The following is a 15763-nucleotide window of genomic DNA, read 5'->3' as shown; positions in this document are numbered from 1 at the left end:
AGGGGTTTTACGAGGATGTTCGACACGGTACTTGTGGCCAACCGGGGCGAGATCGCCGTCCGCGTCATCCGGACCCTGCGCTCCCTGGGCGTGCGCTCGGTGGCCGTCTTCTCCGACGCCGACGCGGACGCCCGGCACGTCCGGGAGGCCGACACGGCGGTACGACTGGGCCCGGCACCGGCCGCCGAGAGCTATCTGTCGGTGGAGCGGCTGCTGGCGGCCGCCGCGTCGGCCGGCGCCCAGGCCGTCCACCCCGGCTACGGCTTCCTCGCCGAGAACGCCGGGTTCGCGCGCGCGTGCGCCGACGCCGGGCTGGTCTTCATTGGGCCGCCCGCGGACGCCATCGCCCTGATGGGCGACAAGATCCGCGCCAAGGAGACGGTGGCCGCGGCGGGGGTGCCGGTGGTGCCGGGCGGCCGGGACCCGGAACTGGCCGACGCCGCCCGCGCCTTGGGCGCACCGGTGCTGCTGAAGCCGAGCGCCGGCGGCGGCGGCAAGGGCATGCGCCTGGTCCGGGATCTGGACCTGCTGGACGACGAGATCGCCGCCGCCCGCCGCGAGGCCCGCGCCTCCTTCGGCGACGACACGCTCCTGGTGGAGCGGTGGATCGACCGCCCCCGGCACATCGAGATCCAGGTGCTGGCGGACGGTCACGGCAACGTCGTCCACCTGGGCGAGCGCGAGTGCTCCCTCCAGCGCCGCCACCAGAAGATCATCGAGGAGGCCCCGTCGGTCCTCCTGGACGAGGCCACGCGCGCGGCGATGGGCGAGGCGGCGGTCCAGGCGGCCCGCTCCTGCGGCTACCGGGGCGCGGGCACGGTCGAGTTCATCGTCCCGGGCGGCGACCCGTCCTCGTACTACTTCATGGAGATGAACACCCGCCTCCAGGTGGAGCACCCGGTCACCGAGCTCATCACCGGCCTGGACCTGGTGGAGTGGCAGCTGCGGGTCGCGGCGGGCGAGCGGCTCGCCTTCGGCCAGGACGACGTACGGCTGACGGGACACGCTGTCGAGGCGCGCCTGTGCGCCGAGGACCCGGCCCGCGGCTTCCTCCCCTCCGGCGGCACGGTGCTGCGGCTGCACGAGCCGCAGGGCGACGGCGTCCGCACCGACTCCGGCCTCCTGGAGGGCTCCGAGGTCGGCAGCCTGTACGACCCGATGCTGTCCAAGGTGATCGCGTACGGCCCCGACCGCGCGACGGCCCTGCGCAAGCTCCGCGCCGCTCTCGCGGACACGGTCACGCTGGGCGTGCAGACCAACGCGGGCTTCCTGCGCCGCCTCCTGGCCCATCCCGCCGTGGTGGCGGGCGAGCTGGACACGGGCCTGGTGGAGCGCGAGGTGGACGGCCTGGTCGCCACCGACGTACCGGAGGAGGTCTACGAGGCCGCTGCCGCCGTCCGCCTGGAGGCCCTGAAGCCGCGTGCCGCGGACGGCGGCTGGACCGACCCCTTCTCCGTGCCGAGCGGCTGGCGGCTGGGCGGCACGCCGAAGCCGGTCGCCTTCCACCTCCGGGTGCAGGACCCGGTGGAGTACGTCCCGCGCGGCGCGGCGACCGTCACGGACGACCGGGTGAGCGTCCTGCTGGACGGCGTCCGGCACACCTTCCACCGCGCGGCCGACTGGCTGGGCCGCGACGGCGACGCGTGGCACGTCCGGGACCACGACCCGGTGGCGGCGTCCCTGTCCGGCGCGGCCCACGCGGGCGCCGACTCGCTCACCGCGCCGATGCCGGGGACGGTGACGGTAGTGAAGGTCGCCGTGGGGGACGAAGTGGCGGCCGGGCAGAGCCTGTTGGTGGTGGAGGCGATGAAGATGGAGCACGTCGTCTCCGCCCCGCACGCGGGCACGGTCGCCGAACTGGACGTCAAGCCGGGCACGACGGTCGCGATGGACCAGGTGCTGGCCGTCATCACCCCCGTGGAGGACGCGACATGACACTCCCCATGGTCGTACCGCAGGAAGGCCTGCCGTCGCGGGTCCGCATCCATGAGGTCGGCGCGCGCGACGGCCTGCAGAACGAGAAGGCGACCGTCCCGACCGACGTCAAGGCGGAGTTCATCCACCGCCTGGCCGACGCGGGCCTGACGACGATCGAGGCGACGAGCTTCGTCCACCCCAAGTGGGTGCCCCAACTGGCGGACGCGGAGCAGCTGTTCCCGCGGCTGGCCGACGTGAAGGCGGACCTCCCGGTCCTGGTGCCGAACGAACGCGGCCTGGAGCGCGCCCTGGCGCTGGGAGCGACCCGGGTGGCGGTCTTCGCCAGCGCCAGCGAGTCGTTCGCGAAGGCCAACCTCAACCGCACGCTGGACGAGGCGCTGGCCATGTTCGAGCCGACGGTGGCCCGCGCGAAGGACGCGGGCGTGCACGTCCGCGGCTACCTCTCCATGTGCTTCGGCGACCCGTGGGAGGGCCCGGTCCCGGTGCCGCAGGTCGTGCAGGTCTGCCAGGCGCTGCTCGACATGGGCTGCGACGAACTGAGCCTGGGCGACACGATCGGCGTGGCGACGGCGGGCCACGTACGGGCGCTGCTGACCGCCCTGAACGAGGCCGGGGTCCCCACGGAAAAGCTGGGCGTGCACTTCCACGACACGTACGGCCAGGCCCTCGCCAACACCTACGTGGCGCTGCTGCACGGCGTCACCACGGTCGACGCCTCCGCGGGCGGCCTCGGCGGCTGCCCGTTCGCCAAGTCGGCCACCGGCAACCTCGCCACCGAAGACCTCGTGTGGATGCTGCAGGGCCTCGGCATCGACACCGGGGTCGACCTCGGCCGTCTCGTCGCCACGAGCGAGTGGATGGCCGCCCGACTGGGCCGACCCAGCCCGTCCCGCACCGTACGTGCCCTGTCCCACAAGGAGCAGTGACCCGCGATGGACCACCGACTCTCCCCCGAACTCGAAGAACTCCGCCGCACGGTGGAGGAGTTCGCGCACGAGGTAGTAGCCCCCAAGATCGCCGACTACTACGAACACCACGAGTTCCCCTACGAGATCGTCCGTGAGATGGGCCGCATGGGCCTGTTCGGCCTGCCGTTCCCCGAGGAGTACGGCGGTATGGGCGGCGACTACATGGCGCTGGGCGTGGCGCTGGAGGAACTGGCGCGCGTCGACTCGTCGGTGGCGATCACCCTGGAGGCGGGGGTCTCCCTGGGGGCGATGCCGCTGCACCTGTACGGCACGGAGGCCCAGAAGCAGGAGTGGCTCCCGCGTCTGTGCTCGGGCGAGATCCTGGGCGCGTTCGGCCTGACCGAACCGGACGGCGGCAGCGACGCGGGCGCGACGCGCACGACGGCCCGCCTGGACGAGTCGACGAACGAATGGGTGATCAACGGCACGAAGTGCTTCATCACCAACTCCGGCACGGACATCACGGGCCTGGTGACGGTGACGGCGGTGACCGGCCGCAAACCGGACGGCAGGCCGCTGATCTCGTCGATCATCGTCCCCTCCGGCACCCCGGGCTTCACGGTCGCGGCCCCGTACTCGAAGGTGGGCTGGAACGCGTCGGACACGCGGGAGTTGTCGTTCGCCGACGTCCGTGTCCCGGCGGCGAACCTGCTGGGCGAGGAGGGCCGCGGCTACGCCCAGTTCCTGCGCATCCTGGACGAGGGCCGCATCGCGATCGCGGCGCTGTCCACGGGCCTGGCGCAAGGCTGCGTGGACGAGTCGGTGAAGTACGCCAAGGAACGCCACGCCTTCGGCAAGCCGATCGGCGCGAACCAGGCCATCCAGTTCAAGATCGCGGACATGGAGATGAAGGCGCACACCGCGAGGCTGGCGTGGCGGGACGCGGCGTCGAGGCTGGTGGCCGGCGAACCCTTCAAGAAGGAAGCGGCCCTCGCCAAGCTCTACTCGTCGACGATCGCGGTGGACAACGCCCGCGACGCCACCCAGATCCACGGCGGCTACGGCTTCATGAACGAGTACCCGGTGGCCCGCATGTGGCGCGACTCCAAGATCCTGGAGATCGGGGAGGGGACGAGCGAAGTCCAACGGATGCTGATTGCCAGGGAATTGGGGCTCATCAGCTGAGCCCGAGCACCTCATAGGTGGCGCACAGCTTCGAACCGAAGCCCCCCGCCCTCTGGACAAGATCTGAGGTTAGGCTAACCTTCCTTTGAACTTGTCCGGCGGGCGCTTCGCCCCGTTCGAAAGCAGCCACACACATGTCCAACGCCAGAGCCACCCACCTCACCCGCCGCGGCATCCTCGCCGCGGGCGGCGCCCTCGGTCTCGGTGCCGTGCTCGCGGCCTGCGGTGACGACGACGCGAAAAGCGGTGGCTCTGGCAAGGAGACCTTCAAGGACGACCGCGGCACCGAGGTGAAGCTCGACAAGATCCCCGCGAACATCGTCGCCTTCACCGGCGTCGCCGCCGCCCTCTACGACTACGGCATCTCCGTCAAGGGCGTCTTCGGTCCCACCAAGACCGCCGACGGCAAGGCCGACGTCCAGGCCGGCGACATGGACATCTCCAAGGTGGAGATCCTCGGCAACGTCTGGGACCAGTTCAACGTCGAGAAGTACGCCGCCCTCGCCCCGGACGTCCTCATCACCACGATGTTCGACGACGCCGGCACCCTCTGGTACGTCCCGGCCGCCTCCAAGGACAAGATCGCCAAGCTCGCCCCGAGCGTCGGCATCTCCGTCTACGACCGCCAGCTCACCGCGCCGCTGCAGCGCATGTGGGAGCTGGCCGAGTCCCTCGGCGCCGACATGACGGCCGCGAAGGTCACCGACGCCAAGAAGAAGTTCGAAGCCGCCGCGACCCGGCTGCGCGCCGCCGCGAAGGCGAAGCCCGACATCAAGGTGCTGGCCGGTTCCGCGAGCCAGGACATCTTCTACGTCTCCGGCACCAACCTCTCCATCGACCTCGAGTACTTCAAGGCCCTCGGCGTGAACTTCGTCGAGCCGCCGGAGAGCGCCAAGAAGCAGGGTGGCGGCTGGTACGAGTCGCTGAGCTGGGAGAACGTCGACAAGTACAAGGCCGACATCATCATGATGGACGACCGGTCGTCGACGATCCAGCCGGCCGACATCACGGAGGCCACCTGGAAGAAGCTGCCTGCGGTGAAGGCCGGGCAGGTCATCGCCCGGTCGCCGGAGCCGATCCTGTCGTACGACAAGTGCACGCCGCTGCTCGAGACCCTCGCCGAGGCTCTTGAGAAGGCGAAGAAGGTCAGCTGAAAAACGGGGCTTGATGTGGGGGTGAACCGCGGGCCCCGTCGTGGCTGGTCGCACCCACGCGGCGGAGCCGCACATCGATACAGCCCCGCGCCCCTCAAAGCACAAGCCCTGCCCCCTGCCACCTCAGGAGCGCACCCCATGACCACCGCCGTCGCCGCACCCTTTCGCTTCTTCTCTCTCCGAGTCGTGAGAACGCGGCGCCTCGGACCCTCCCTCGTCCGGGTCACCTTCGGCGGCGAGGAACTGCGGGAGTTCCACTCCCACGGGTGCGACCAGTCGCTGTCGCTGTTCATCCCCGCCGAGGGGCGGACCGAGCCGGTCGTTCCGATCGAGCTCGGTGACGGCTGGTGGCAGGCCTGGCGTGAACTCCCGGACGACGTACGGGCGGTCATGCGGTCGTACACGCTCCGCGCCCTGCGCCGGGACCCCGACGAGATCGACATCGACTTCGTCCTGCACGGTGTCGACCCCGGCGCCGACACCCCCGCCGGCCCCGCCTCCCGCTGGGCCGCGCGGGCGGCGGCCGGGGACCGGGTCCTGCTCCTGGGTCCCGCCGTCGCCGACAACCGCGCCATCCGGTTCCGGCCGGCCGACGGCAGCGACCTCGTGCTCATCTGGGGCGACGAGACGGCCGTACCCGCCGTCTCCGCGATCCTGGAGTCCCTGCCGGCCGGCGTTCCCGCCCGGGTCTGGCTGGAGGTGCAGCACGCCGCCGACATCCAGGACCTGGTGACCGAGGCCGACGCCGAGATCACCTGGTTCGTGCGGGATCACGAGGGAACCGAGGGCTCCCCCATGGCCCTCGGCGCCCTCCGCGATGCCCAACTCCCGCCCGCCGAGCGGCCGTACGCCTGGATCGCGGGCGAGTCGGGCTGCGTGAAGCAGTTGCGCCGGCACTTCGTCGGTGAACGCGGCATCGACCGCCGCAGCGTCACCTTCGTCGGCTACTGGCGGCAGGGGATGACCGAGGAACAGCTCCGCGCCGCCGAGTAGCCCGCCGAGCAGCCTGCCCGACCCACCCCCAGCCGCCGCACACCCATCCCCGCGATCGAGCAACTTAGGTTAGGCTAACCTAAGTAACGCGGACTACTGCTCCCCACCGGAGGACCCCCACCATGCGCTCGCACCTGCTCAACGACACGACCGCGGAGCAGTACCGCCGCTCCGTGACCGAAGGTATCGAGCGGGTGGCAGCCAAACTCGCCGCCACCGACCGTCCGTTCACCGGCGTCAGCGTCGACGACCTCGCCCCGGCCATCGACGCGATCGACCTCGACAAGCCGCTCCTCGACACCGGCGCCGTGCTCGACGAACTGGAGGACGTCTACCTCCGCGACGCGGTCTACTTCCACCACCCCCGCTATCTCGCCCACCTCAACTGCCCGGTGGTCATCCCGGCGGTGCTCGGCGAGGCGATCCTCTCCGCGGTCAACTCCTCCCTGGACACCTGGGACCAGTCGGCCGGCGGCACCCTCATCGAGCGCAAGCTCATCGACTGGACGACCGCCCGGATCGGCCTCGGCCCGGCCGCCGACGGCGTGTTCACCTCCGGCGGCACCCAGTCCAACCTCCAGGCCCTCCTCCTCGCCCGGGAAGAAGCCAAGACGGACAGCACGGCCAAACTGCGCGTCTTCGCCTCCGAGGTCAGCCACTTCAGCGTCAAGAAGTCCGCCAAACTCCTCGGCCTGTCCCCCGACTCCGTGGTCAGCATCCCCGTCGACCGCGACAAGCGGATGCAGACCGTCGCGCTCGCCCATGAGCTGGAGCGCTGCAAGGCCGCCGGGCTCGTCCCGATGGCCGTCGTCGCCACCGCCGGCACCACCGACTTCGGGTCCATCGACCCGCTGCCCGAGATCGCCGGACTGTGCGCGCAGTACGGGACTTGGCTGCACGTCGACGCCGCCTACGGCTGCGGACTGCTCGCGTCGGTGAAGTACCGCGGCCGGATCAACGGCATCGAGCGCGCCGACTCGGTCACCGTCGACTACCACAAGTCCTTCTTCCAGCCCGTGAGTTCGTCCGCCGTACTGGTCCGTGACGCCGCCACCCTGCGGCACGCGACCTACCACGCCGAGTACCTCAACCCCAAGCGCATGGTGCAGGAGCGCATCCCCAACCAGGTGGACAAGTCCCTGCAGACCACCCGCCGGTTCGACGCCCTCAAGCTCTGGGTGACGCTGCGGACCATGGGCGCCGACGGCATCGGGCAGCTCTTCGACGAGGTGTGCGACCTGGCCGTCCAGGGCTGGAAGATCCTCGCCGCCGACCCGCGCTACGACGTCGTGGTCGAGCCGACGCTCTCCACCCTCGTCTTCCGCTACATCCCGGCCGCCGTGACCGACCCCTCCGAGATCGACCGCGCCAACCTCTACGCCCGCAAGGCCCTGTTCGCCTCCGGCGACGCGGTGGTCGCGGGCACCAAGGTCGGCGGTCGCCACTACCTGAAGTTCACCCTGCTCAACCCCGAGACGACGACCGAAGACATCACCGCCGTACTCGATCTGATCGCCGGCCACGCCGAGCAGTACCTGGGAGAGTCCCTTGACCGCGCGTCCTGAAAACCCGACCACGGCCCCCGCCGAGATACACGATGTCGTGGGCATCGGGCTCGGCCCGTTCAACCTCGGCCTGGCCTGCCTGACCGAGCCCATCGCCGAACTCGACGGTGTGTTCCTGGAGTCGAAGCCCGACTTCGAGTGGCACGCGGGCATGTTCCTCGACGGCGCCCACCTCCAGACGCCGTTCATGTCGGACCTGGTCACGCTGGCCGACCCGACCTCGCCGTACTCCTTCCTCAACTACCTGAAGGAGAAGGGCCGGCTGTACTCGTTCTACATCCGGGAGAACTTCTACCCGCTGCGTGTCGAGTACGACGACTACTGCCGCTGGGCCGCGAACAAACTGAGCAGCGTGCGCTTCGGCACGACGGTCGCCGAAGTGACGTACGAGGACGGCGTGTACGTCGTCACGACGACCGCGGGTGAGGTCTTCCGCGCCCGCCATCTCGTCCTCGGCACCGGCACCTCCCCGCACTACCCGGACGCCGTGCGCGGCCTCGGCGGCGACTTCTTCCACAACTCGCAGTACATGCAGAACAAGGCGGAGTTGCAGCAGAAGGAGTCGATCACGATCGTCGGCTCCGGTCAGTCCGCCGCCGAGATCTACCACGACCTCCTCAGCGAGATCGACGTCCACGGCTACCGGCTGAACTGGGTGACGCGGTCGCCCCGCTTCTTCCCCCTCGAATACACCAAGCTCACGCTGGAGATGACCTCCCCGGAGTACATCGACTACTACCGCGCGCTGCCCGAGGCCACCCGCTACCGGCTCACCGCCCAGCAGAAGGGCCTGTTCAAGGGCATCGACGGCGATCTCATCAACGAGATCTTCGACCTGCTCTACCAGAAGAACCTCGGCGGACCGGTCCCCACCCGGCTGCTCACCAACTCCGCCCTGAACGGCGCGACGTACGAGAACGGCACGTACACCCTCTCCTTCCGCCAGGAGGAGCAGGAGAAGGACTACGACCTCCAGACCCAGGGCCTCGTCCTCGCCACCGGGTACAAGTACACCGAGCCCGAGTTCCTGACCCCCGTCAAGGACCGGCTGCGCTACGACACCCAGGGCAACTTCGACGTCGCCCGCAACTACTCGATCGACACCACCGGCCGCGGCGTCTTCCTCCAGAACGCCGGCGTGCACACCCACAGCATCACCTCGCCCGACCTGGGCATGGGTGCGTACCGCAACAGCTACATCATCCGTGAGCTGCTCGGCACCGAGTACTACCCGGTCGAGAAGACGATCGCGTTCCAGGAGTTCGCCGTATGACCACCCCCCACACCTTCACCTTCCGCCCGCTCGACCCGATCGAGGACGCCGAGCTGCTGCACGGCTGGGTCACCCACCCCAAGGCCGCGTTCTGGATGATGCAGGACGCGAAACTGGAGGACGTCGAGCGCGCGTACATGGAGATAGCCGCCGACGAGCACCACCACGCGCTGCTCGGTCTCGACGCGTACGGCGTCCCCGTCTTCCTGATGGAGAAGTACGACCCCGCCCATCGTGAACTGGTGGGCCTGTACGAGCCGTTGCCGGGTGACGTCGGCATGCACTTCCTCACCCCTGCTACCGACCGGCCCGTGCACGGCTTCACCCGGGCCGTCATCACCGCCGTGATGGCCCACCTCTTCGAGGACCCGGCCGTCGAGCGGGTCGTCGTCGAGCCGGACGTCTCCAACAAGGCCGTCCACGCCCTCAACGAAGCCGTCGGGTTCGTGCCCGAGCGGGAGATCCAGAAGCCGGAGAAGAGGGCGCTGCTCAGCTTCTGCACGCGCGAGCAGTTCACGAAGGCGGTGTCCGCATGAGCCTCGCCGACTCCGTCGCCCACCTCTCCCCCGAGCGCTGGGAGCAGGCCAACCGCCTCCTCGTCCGCAAGGCGCTCGCCGAGTTCGCGCACGAGCGGCTCATCACGCCGCAGGCCACCGCCGACGGCCGCTTCGAGGTCCGCAGCGACGACGGTCTGACCCGGTACGGGTTCACCGCCACGCGCCGCGCCCTCGACCACTGGCAGGTCGACGCCGACTCGATCTCCCGTCACCGGGACGGCGTCGACCTCCCCCTCGCCGCGCTGGACTTCTTCATCGAACTGAAGAGCTCCCTGGGCCTGAGCGACGAGATCCTGCCGGTCTACCTGGAGGAGATCTCCTCCACCCTCTCCGGCACCTGCTACAAGCTCACCAAGCCCCGCATCCCGGTCGCCGAGCTGGCACGCGGCGGTTTCCAGGCCATCGAGACCGGCATGACCGAGGGCCACCCCTGCTTCGTCGCCAACAACGGGCGGCTCGGCTTCGGCATCCACGAGTACCTGTCGTACGCCCCGGAGACGGCGAGCCCGGTCCGCCTGGTGTGGCTGGCCGCCCACCGCTCCCGCGCGGCCTTCACGGCGGGTGTCGGGATCGAGTACGAGACCTTTGTCCGCGAGGAGCTGGGCGCCGAAACGGTCGACCGCTTCCACGCCACCCTGCGCGCCCAGCAGCTCGACCCGGCCGACTACCTCCTCATCCCGGTGCACCCCTGGCAGTGGTGGAACAAGCTCTCGGTCACCTTCGCCGCCGAGGTCGCCCGCCGCCACCTCGTCTGCCTGGGCGAGGGCGACGACGAATACCTCGCCCAGCAGTCCATCCGGACCTTCTTCAACACGACCAGCCCCGAGAAGCACTACGTGAAGACGGCCCTGTCCGTCATCAACATGGGCTTCATGCGCGGCCTCTCGGCGGCGTACATGGAGGCGACCCCGGCCATCAACGACTGGCTCGCCCAACTCATCGACAACGACCCCGTGTTGAAGTCCACGGGCCTGTCGATCATCCGCGAGCGCGCGGCCGTCGGCTACCGCCACCTGGAGTACGAGGCGGCGACGGACCGCTACTCGCCGTACCGCAAGATGCTGGCCGCCCTGTGGCGCGAGAGCCCGGTGACCTCCCTCCAGGACGGGGAGTCGCTCGCGACGATGGCCTCCTTGGTCCACGTGGACCACGAGGGCAGGTCATTCGCCGGGGCCCTCATCGAGCAGTCGGGCCTGACCCCGACCGAGTGGCTGCGCCGCTACCTGACCGCGTACTTCACCCCGCTCCTCCACAGCTTCTACGCCTACGACCTGGTCTACATGCCGCACGGCGAGAACGTGATCCTCGTCCTGAAGGACGGCGCCGTCGAGCGCGCGATCTACAAGGACATCGCCGAGGAGATCGCGGTCATGGACGCCGACGCGGTGCTCCCGCCGGCGGTCGAACGCCTCCGCGTGGACGTCCCGGAGGACACGAAGCTGCTGTCGGTCTTCACGGACGTCTTCGACTGCTTCTTCCGCTTCCTCGCCGCGAACCTCGCCTCCGAAGGGATCCTGGAGGAGGACGACTTCTGGCGGACGGTCGCGGAGATCACCCGCGAGTACCAGGCCTCGGTGCCCGAACTCGCCGACAAGTTCCGCCAGTACGACATGTTCGCCCCGGAGTTCGCCCTGTCCTGCCTCAACCGCCTCCAACTGCGCAACAACAAGCAGATGGTGGACCTGGCGGACCCGGCGGGCGCACTCCAGCTGGTGGGCAACCTGAAGAACCCGATCGCCGGGTTCTGACCCAGACAGACGGGCGCCTCCGGGGTACGGTCCCTCGTAGGCGCCCGTCAGCACAGTCGCCCTAGGGGCGCGGGGAACTGCGCGACCAGCCCCCACGCACCCGCAGCCGAAGAACTACCAAGGAACCTGCGGCGACCGGTAGTAGTTGATCCCCAACGCCTCCCACCTGGCACCCTGCGCAGCCAGCCGCACCCTGTACCGCTCCCAGTCATGCGTGGCAGCCGGCGACCACCCCAACTCGGCCACCCCCGCCAGCCTTGGAAACGCCATGTACTCGATGTCGGCGGACGTCACGATCGTCTCCGTCCACAACGGAGCCTCCACTCCTCGCACAGCCGCACCCGGCACCCCCGGCAGATAGTCCCCCGGATCCCAGTCGTAGGCCCGCTTCACCTCCACCAACCCCGCCCAGTCCTGCCCCAGCGGCGTATCCGCCGTGTACTTCATGTCGAGGTACACCCGGTCGGCCGGCGACAGAACAACACCCGTACCGTTCTGCGCGGCCTTCGCCACCTGCGCCTTCTCCTCCGCGCTGGTGTCGTCCAGCCCCCAGTACTGCGCCACCGCCCCCCGCGAGGGGTTCGCGCCGGTCAGCTGATGCCAACCCACCACCGTCTTGCCGTACCTGGCGACGATGGGCTGCACCCGGTCCATGAACTTGACGTAGTCCTCATGGCTGGTCGAGTGGGCCTCGTCGCCACCGATGTGCAGAGAGCGGCCGGGCGTGAGCGCGGCGAGCTCCCGGATCACGTCGTCGACGAAGTCGTACGTGAGGTCCTTGCCGACGCACAGCGAACTGAAGCCGACCTCGGTGCCGGTGTAGAGCGGCGGCGCGACCCCGTCGCAGTTCAGCTCGGCGTACGAGGCGAGCGCGGCGTTGGTGTGGCCGGGCATGTCGATCTCGGGGACGACCTCCAGATAGCGCGAGGACGCGTACCGGACGATCTCCTTGTAGTCGGCCTTGCTGTAGAAGCCACCGGGGCCGCCGCCGACCTGCGTCGAGCCGCCGTACGCCGACAGCCGCGGCCAGGAGTCGATCGCGATGCGCCAGCCCTGGTCGTCGCTGAGATGCAGATGCAGCTTGTTGACCTTGTAGAGCGCCAACTGGTCGATGTACCGCTTGACTTGGTCCACGGTGAAGAAGTGCCGGGAGACGTCGAGCATCGCACCGCGCCAGCCGTAGCGCGGGCTGTCGGTGATCGACCCGCCCGCGACGAGCCAGGGACCGGACTGCACGGACCTCTTCTCGACCTTCGCCGGCAGCAGCTGCCGCAGGGTCTGCACACCGTGGAAGAGCCCGGCGGGCCGGGCGGCGGTGATGGTGACGCCCTTGGCCCCGCTGACGAGCCGGTACCCCTCGGCACCGAACTCCTCTTTGGTCAGGCGGAGTTGGATTCCTGCCCGGCGCCCCGCGGCCACCGGCAGCCGATAACCGGTGGACGGCCTCAGCACCCCCGCGAGGTACTCCCCGATCCGGCGCACCTCCCGCGAGTCGTCCACCCCGATCCGGGTCTTCGCCGTGATCCGGTACGGCGATCCGCCCGGCGTCACCTTCGAGGGCGCCGGAATCACCTGGTCGAGCGGTGTGGCCCCGGCGGGCGGCGGCGCCGCGCCCACGGTGAGCGAGCCCACCGCCACGAGCAGCAGCGCGCCCAGAACTCGGGTCGTACGGGGAGTCGTTCTGTGGTGCCGTCTCACCTGCGCCCCCTTCTCCATCAACCTTCTCCGGCAACGTTCTCCATCAACCAAGGATTGGTGCAGACCACTCTGCCGGGTGACCGGCCGGTTGCGGAAGTGCACGACGCGACGGGCCCCCACGGCACCGGCGGCCCCGGTGCCAGACTTGCCCCATGGCGGAAATCATCCAGAAGGACGGCACCTGGGCCTTCGACGGCGACGCCCTGCGCCTGACCCCGGGACGCGACAAGAACGTCAGCCTGCTCCGCAAGACCCTGGGTGAACTCGTCGTCCCCCTGGGCGCGTTGGCGGGGATCTCCTTCGAGCAGGGCCGCAGGGCGGGGCGGCTCAGGCTACGGCTGCGCGACGGCGCCGACCCGCTGCTGCACGCCACCGGCGGCCGCCTCACCGAACCCAACGACCCCTATCAGCTCATCGTCGAGTCGGACCGCTACGGCGTCGCCGAGTACTTCGTGGACGAGGTCCGCGACGCCCTCCTCCTCGACCAGGTCCCGGCGACCCCGGTCACGGAGTTCCTCCTGCCCGGCCCGGCCGTCCCGCTGTCGGTCTCCGCGGGCGACGGCACCGCGACCTTCGACGGCGAGCGCGTCCGCCTGGAATGGAACTGGAAGACGGAGGACGCCAAGGCCGCCGCCGGCATCCGCACGCTTCCCCTCACCGACCTCGCCGCCGTGGAGTGGCTCCCCGCGGCCGGCCTGGACAACGGCCACCTCCGCTTCACGGTGCACCACGCGCCCACCAAGGCCCCGGCGAAGTACGACCCCCACTCCGTGGAGCTGTGGGGCTTCAAGAAGGACCCGCTGATGGCCCTCATCGCGGCGGCCGTCCAGGCCAGGCTCCCCCACCCGGCCCGGACGGCCGCCGTCGACGTACGCAAGACCCTGGACGTACGACCGGAAACGCCTTCCCTCCCGGTCGCCGCACCCGTCGAGGACGGCCATGACGCCCTCCTGCGCCGTCTGCGCGAGCTCGGCGAGCTGCGCCGCACGGGTGTGCTGACGGACGAGGAGTTCGCGATGGCCAAGCAGGCGATCCTCAAACGCATGTGACGGGCCCTGCCAGAGGGCTACTTGGCCTTCCGCGCCACCGTGAAGTGGTCGATCCGGTCCCCGGTCTCGGCGATGCCCGACACCTTGAGCTTGGCCCAGTGCCCGCGCGGCGCCGGTTCCACGTCCACCCGCAGGAACGAGTAGTCGAGGTACCGCACCCGGGACCAGGCGACGGTCTCGTTGACCTTGCCGTCCTTGGTGTTGATGAAGGAGGCGACGGACTCGACCTCGTTCTGGTGCCCCTCGTAGGAGTCCGGCGCGGTGAACGCGTACAGGCTGCGGCCCGCCGCACCGGCGGTCACGTACACCACACCCTCGGTCTCGGGGTACGCCGTCTCGCCGATCGGGAGCTTCTTGGCAACCTTGTTGCCCTTGATGACGTCGGTCCGCTCGTACTGGTGGTTGTGGCCGTTGATGACCAGGTCCACCGTGTACTTCTCGAACAGCGGCACCCACTCCTGCCGGACGCCGCCCTCGGATGCGTGCGCGGTGGAGGTGCAGTAGGCGCAGTGGTGGAAGAAGACGACGATGAAGTCGATGTCGTGCCGGGCCCGGAACTTCTTCAGCTGCCCCTCGAACCACTTGGTCTGCGTCCCGCCGGAGATGCCGAGGTTGGCGGGGATCTCGTACGACACGTCGTTCGGGTCGAGCGAGATGATCGCGGTGTTGCCGTGGACGAAGGAGTAGACGCCCGGGAGGTGCTTCTTGTCGGGCCCGTTGTCGGGGAGCGTGAAGCGGGCCTCCTCGCCGCCGTATCCGTTGGGCGAGTACCAGGCCTCCATGTCGTGGTTGCCGTAACTCACCATCCACGGCACCGACTTGGCGACCGACTCGGTCTGCGCGAGGAACTGGTCCCACACCCGTGAGTCGAAACCGGTGTCGGCGGACTTGCCCTGCCCGGCCGGGTCGGCGTAGGCGATGTCGCCGGCATGCAGGTGGAAGGACGGGTTCTGGCCGAGGATCAGGGCGTCGTTGGCGAGGCCGTGGTAGCTGACGCCCTGGTCGCCGAAGGCGGTGAAGGTGAAGGGCGCCTTGTGGGCGGGGGCGGTGGTGAAGGTGCCGAGGGTGCCGACGAGGTGCGGGGCGGCCGGGTCGAAGCCCTTGTGGCCGACGCCGTAGTAGTACGTCTTGCCGGGCTTGAGGTGGGTCAGCTTGGCGTGGACGTAGTACTGGGTGTGATCGGCGCTCGTCCCGACGCCCGCCGGGGTGTAGAGGGTGCGGACTTCGGCGTCGATCTTGCGGGAGAGGTCCCAGGGGTGGGCGCCGATGCGGATGAAGGGCTTCTTGACGGCGACGGGGACCTGCCACGAGACGGTCATCTCGGTGCGCGGGTCGCTGCCGTAGGCGAGGTGGCGGCCGAACGGGGCGACCAGGGCCCCGTCGACGGTCTCGGTGCGCGGGGCGGCCATCGGCGTGGCCTGGGCGGTGGCGCCGGGCACGAAGGCGCCGCCCGTGACGGCGCCCAGCGTGACCGCGCCGCCCCTGATCATCGTGCGCCGGGAGAATCTGGCGCGCAGGTACTCGTGCTGCTCGGCCATGCTCATGCGGTCGGCGAGCTGCTCGGGTACGCCCATGCGAGGAATGTCCATGACGACCGAAACTCGTCCCCTCAGGCAACGAGACGCAAGACGCCGGGTGGCCAAGTCACGAACACGGCCTCATAAGAGATTCAATGTTCTCCTAAGAGTTTCTACA

The 15763-nt window shown here is 69.6% G+C and carries 12 protein-coding genes; 10 read left to right on the top strand and 2 right to left on the bottom strand.

Going from position 1 to position 15763, the window contains the following annotated elements; genetic code table 11:
• The first annotated feature begins 15 nt into the window (after positions 1-15).
• From ACFUO4_RS11900 to ACFUO4_RS11860, 9 genes are all read left to right on the top strand, one after another.
• On the top strand, positions 16-1935 hold the full coding sequence (locus ACFUO4_RS11900) for an acetyl/propionyl/methylcrotonyl-CoA carboxylase subunit alpha (protein WP_383482916.1): 1920 nt from the start codon (positions 16-18) through the stop codon (positions 1933-1935).
• Positions 1932-2864 (top strand): hydroxymethylglutaryl-CoA lyase, encoded by a 933-nt coding sequence (locus tag ACFUO4_RS11895; RefSeq protein ID WP_079306303.1) that lies wholly within the window; start codon positions 1932-1934, stop codon positions 2862-2864. The genes ACFUO4_RS11900 and ACFUO4_RS11895 overlap by 4 nt, the downstream gene beginning before the upstream one ends.
• Positions 2865-2870: 6 nt before the next feature.
• Positions 2871-4031, top strand: a complete 1161-nt coding sequence (locus tag ACFUO4_RS11890; protein ID WP_383482913.1) for an acyl-CoA dehydrogenase family protein — start codon at positions 2871-2873, stop codon at positions 4029-4031.
• A gap of 134 nt (positions 4032-4165) precedes the next feature.
• Complete coding sequence (locus ACFUO4_RS11885; RefSeq protein ID WP_383482910.1) at positions 4166-5185, top strand: ABC transporter substrate-binding protein; 1020 nt, start codon at positions 4166-4168, stop codon at positions 5183-5185.
• A gap of 138 nt (positions 5186-5323) precedes the next feature.
• Positions 5324-6178, top strand: coding sequence for a siderophore-interacting protein (locus ACFUO4_RS11880; protein WP_383482907.1), 855 nt, complete (start codon positions 5324-5326; stop codon positions 6176-6178).
• Positions 6179-6300: 122 nt separating this feature from the next.
• A complete protein-coding gene (gene desA / locus ACFUO4_RS11875) occupies positions 6301-7743 on the top strand; it encodes a lysine decarboxylase DesA (RefSeq protein ID WP_383482904.1) in 1443 nt (480 codons plus the stop codon).
• The gene (locus tag ACFUO4_RS11870; protein ID WP_383482901.1) at positions 7727-9016 is read left to right on the top strand and encodes a lysine N(6)-hydroxylase/L-ornithine N(5)-oxygenase family protein; all 1290 of its coding nucleotides are present in this window, start codon (positions 7727-7729) and stop codon (positions 9014-9016) included. The genes desA and ACFUO4_RS11870 overlap by 17 nt, the downstream gene beginning before the upstream one ends.
• Positions 9013-9552 (top strand): GNAT family N-acetyltransferase, encoded by a 540-nt coding sequence (locus ACFUO4_RS11865; protein ID WP_383482898.1) that lies wholly within the window; start codon positions 9013-9015, stop codon positions 9550-9552. Before ACFUO4_RS11870 ends, ACFUO4_RS11865 begins: the two co-directional genes overlap by 4 nt.
• Complete coding sequence (locus ACFUO4_RS11860) at positions 9549-11321, top strand: IucA/IucC family protein (protein WP_383482895.1); 1773 nt, start codon at positions 9549-9551, stop codon at positions 11319-11321. The genes ACFUO4_RS11865 and ACFUO4_RS11860 overlap by 4 nt, the downstream gene beginning before the upstream one ends.
• A 114-nt stretch (positions 11322-11435) precedes the next feature.
• Here the strand turns inward: ACFUO4_RS11860 and ACFUO4_RS11855 are convergent, their stop codons facing one another.
• Complete coding sequence (locus ACFUO4_RS11855; RefSeq protein ID WP_383482892.1) at positions 11436-13037, bottom strand: beta-N-acetylhexosaminidase; 1602 nt, start codon at positions 13035-13037, stop codon at positions 11436-11438.
• 134 nt (positions 13038-13171) lie between these two features.
• Here ACFUO4_RS11855 and ACFUO4_RS11850 point away from each other — a divergent pair, with 134 nt between their 5' ends.
• Positions 13172-14068 carry a DUF4429 domain-containing protein gene (locus tag ACFUO4_RS11850; RefSeq protein WP_079306290.1) on the top strand — a complete coding sequence of 299 codons (897 nt, stop codon included), beginning with the start codon at positions 13172-13174 and terminating at the stop codon, positions 14066-14068.
• Between the two features lie 17 nt (positions 14069-14085).
• Here the strand turns inward: ACFUO4_RS11850 and ACFUO4_RS11845 are convergent, their stop codons facing one another.
• Positions 14086-15642, bottom strand: coding sequence for a metallophosphoesterase family protein (locus ACFUO4_RS11845; RefSeq protein ID WP_079306288.1), 1557 nt, complete (start codon positions 15640-15642; stop codon positions 14086-14088).
• Positions 15643-15763 lie beyond the last annotated feature (121 nt).

The sequence above is a fragment of the Streptomyces sp. NPDC057280 genome (genome assembly GCF_042668605.1).
Lineage (GTDB): Bacteria > Actinomycetota > Actinomycetes > Streptomycetales > Streptomycetaceae > Streptomyces.
Note: the sequence above shows the minus strand (reverse complement) of the source record. Positions and strands in the feature narration are given on the sequence as shown.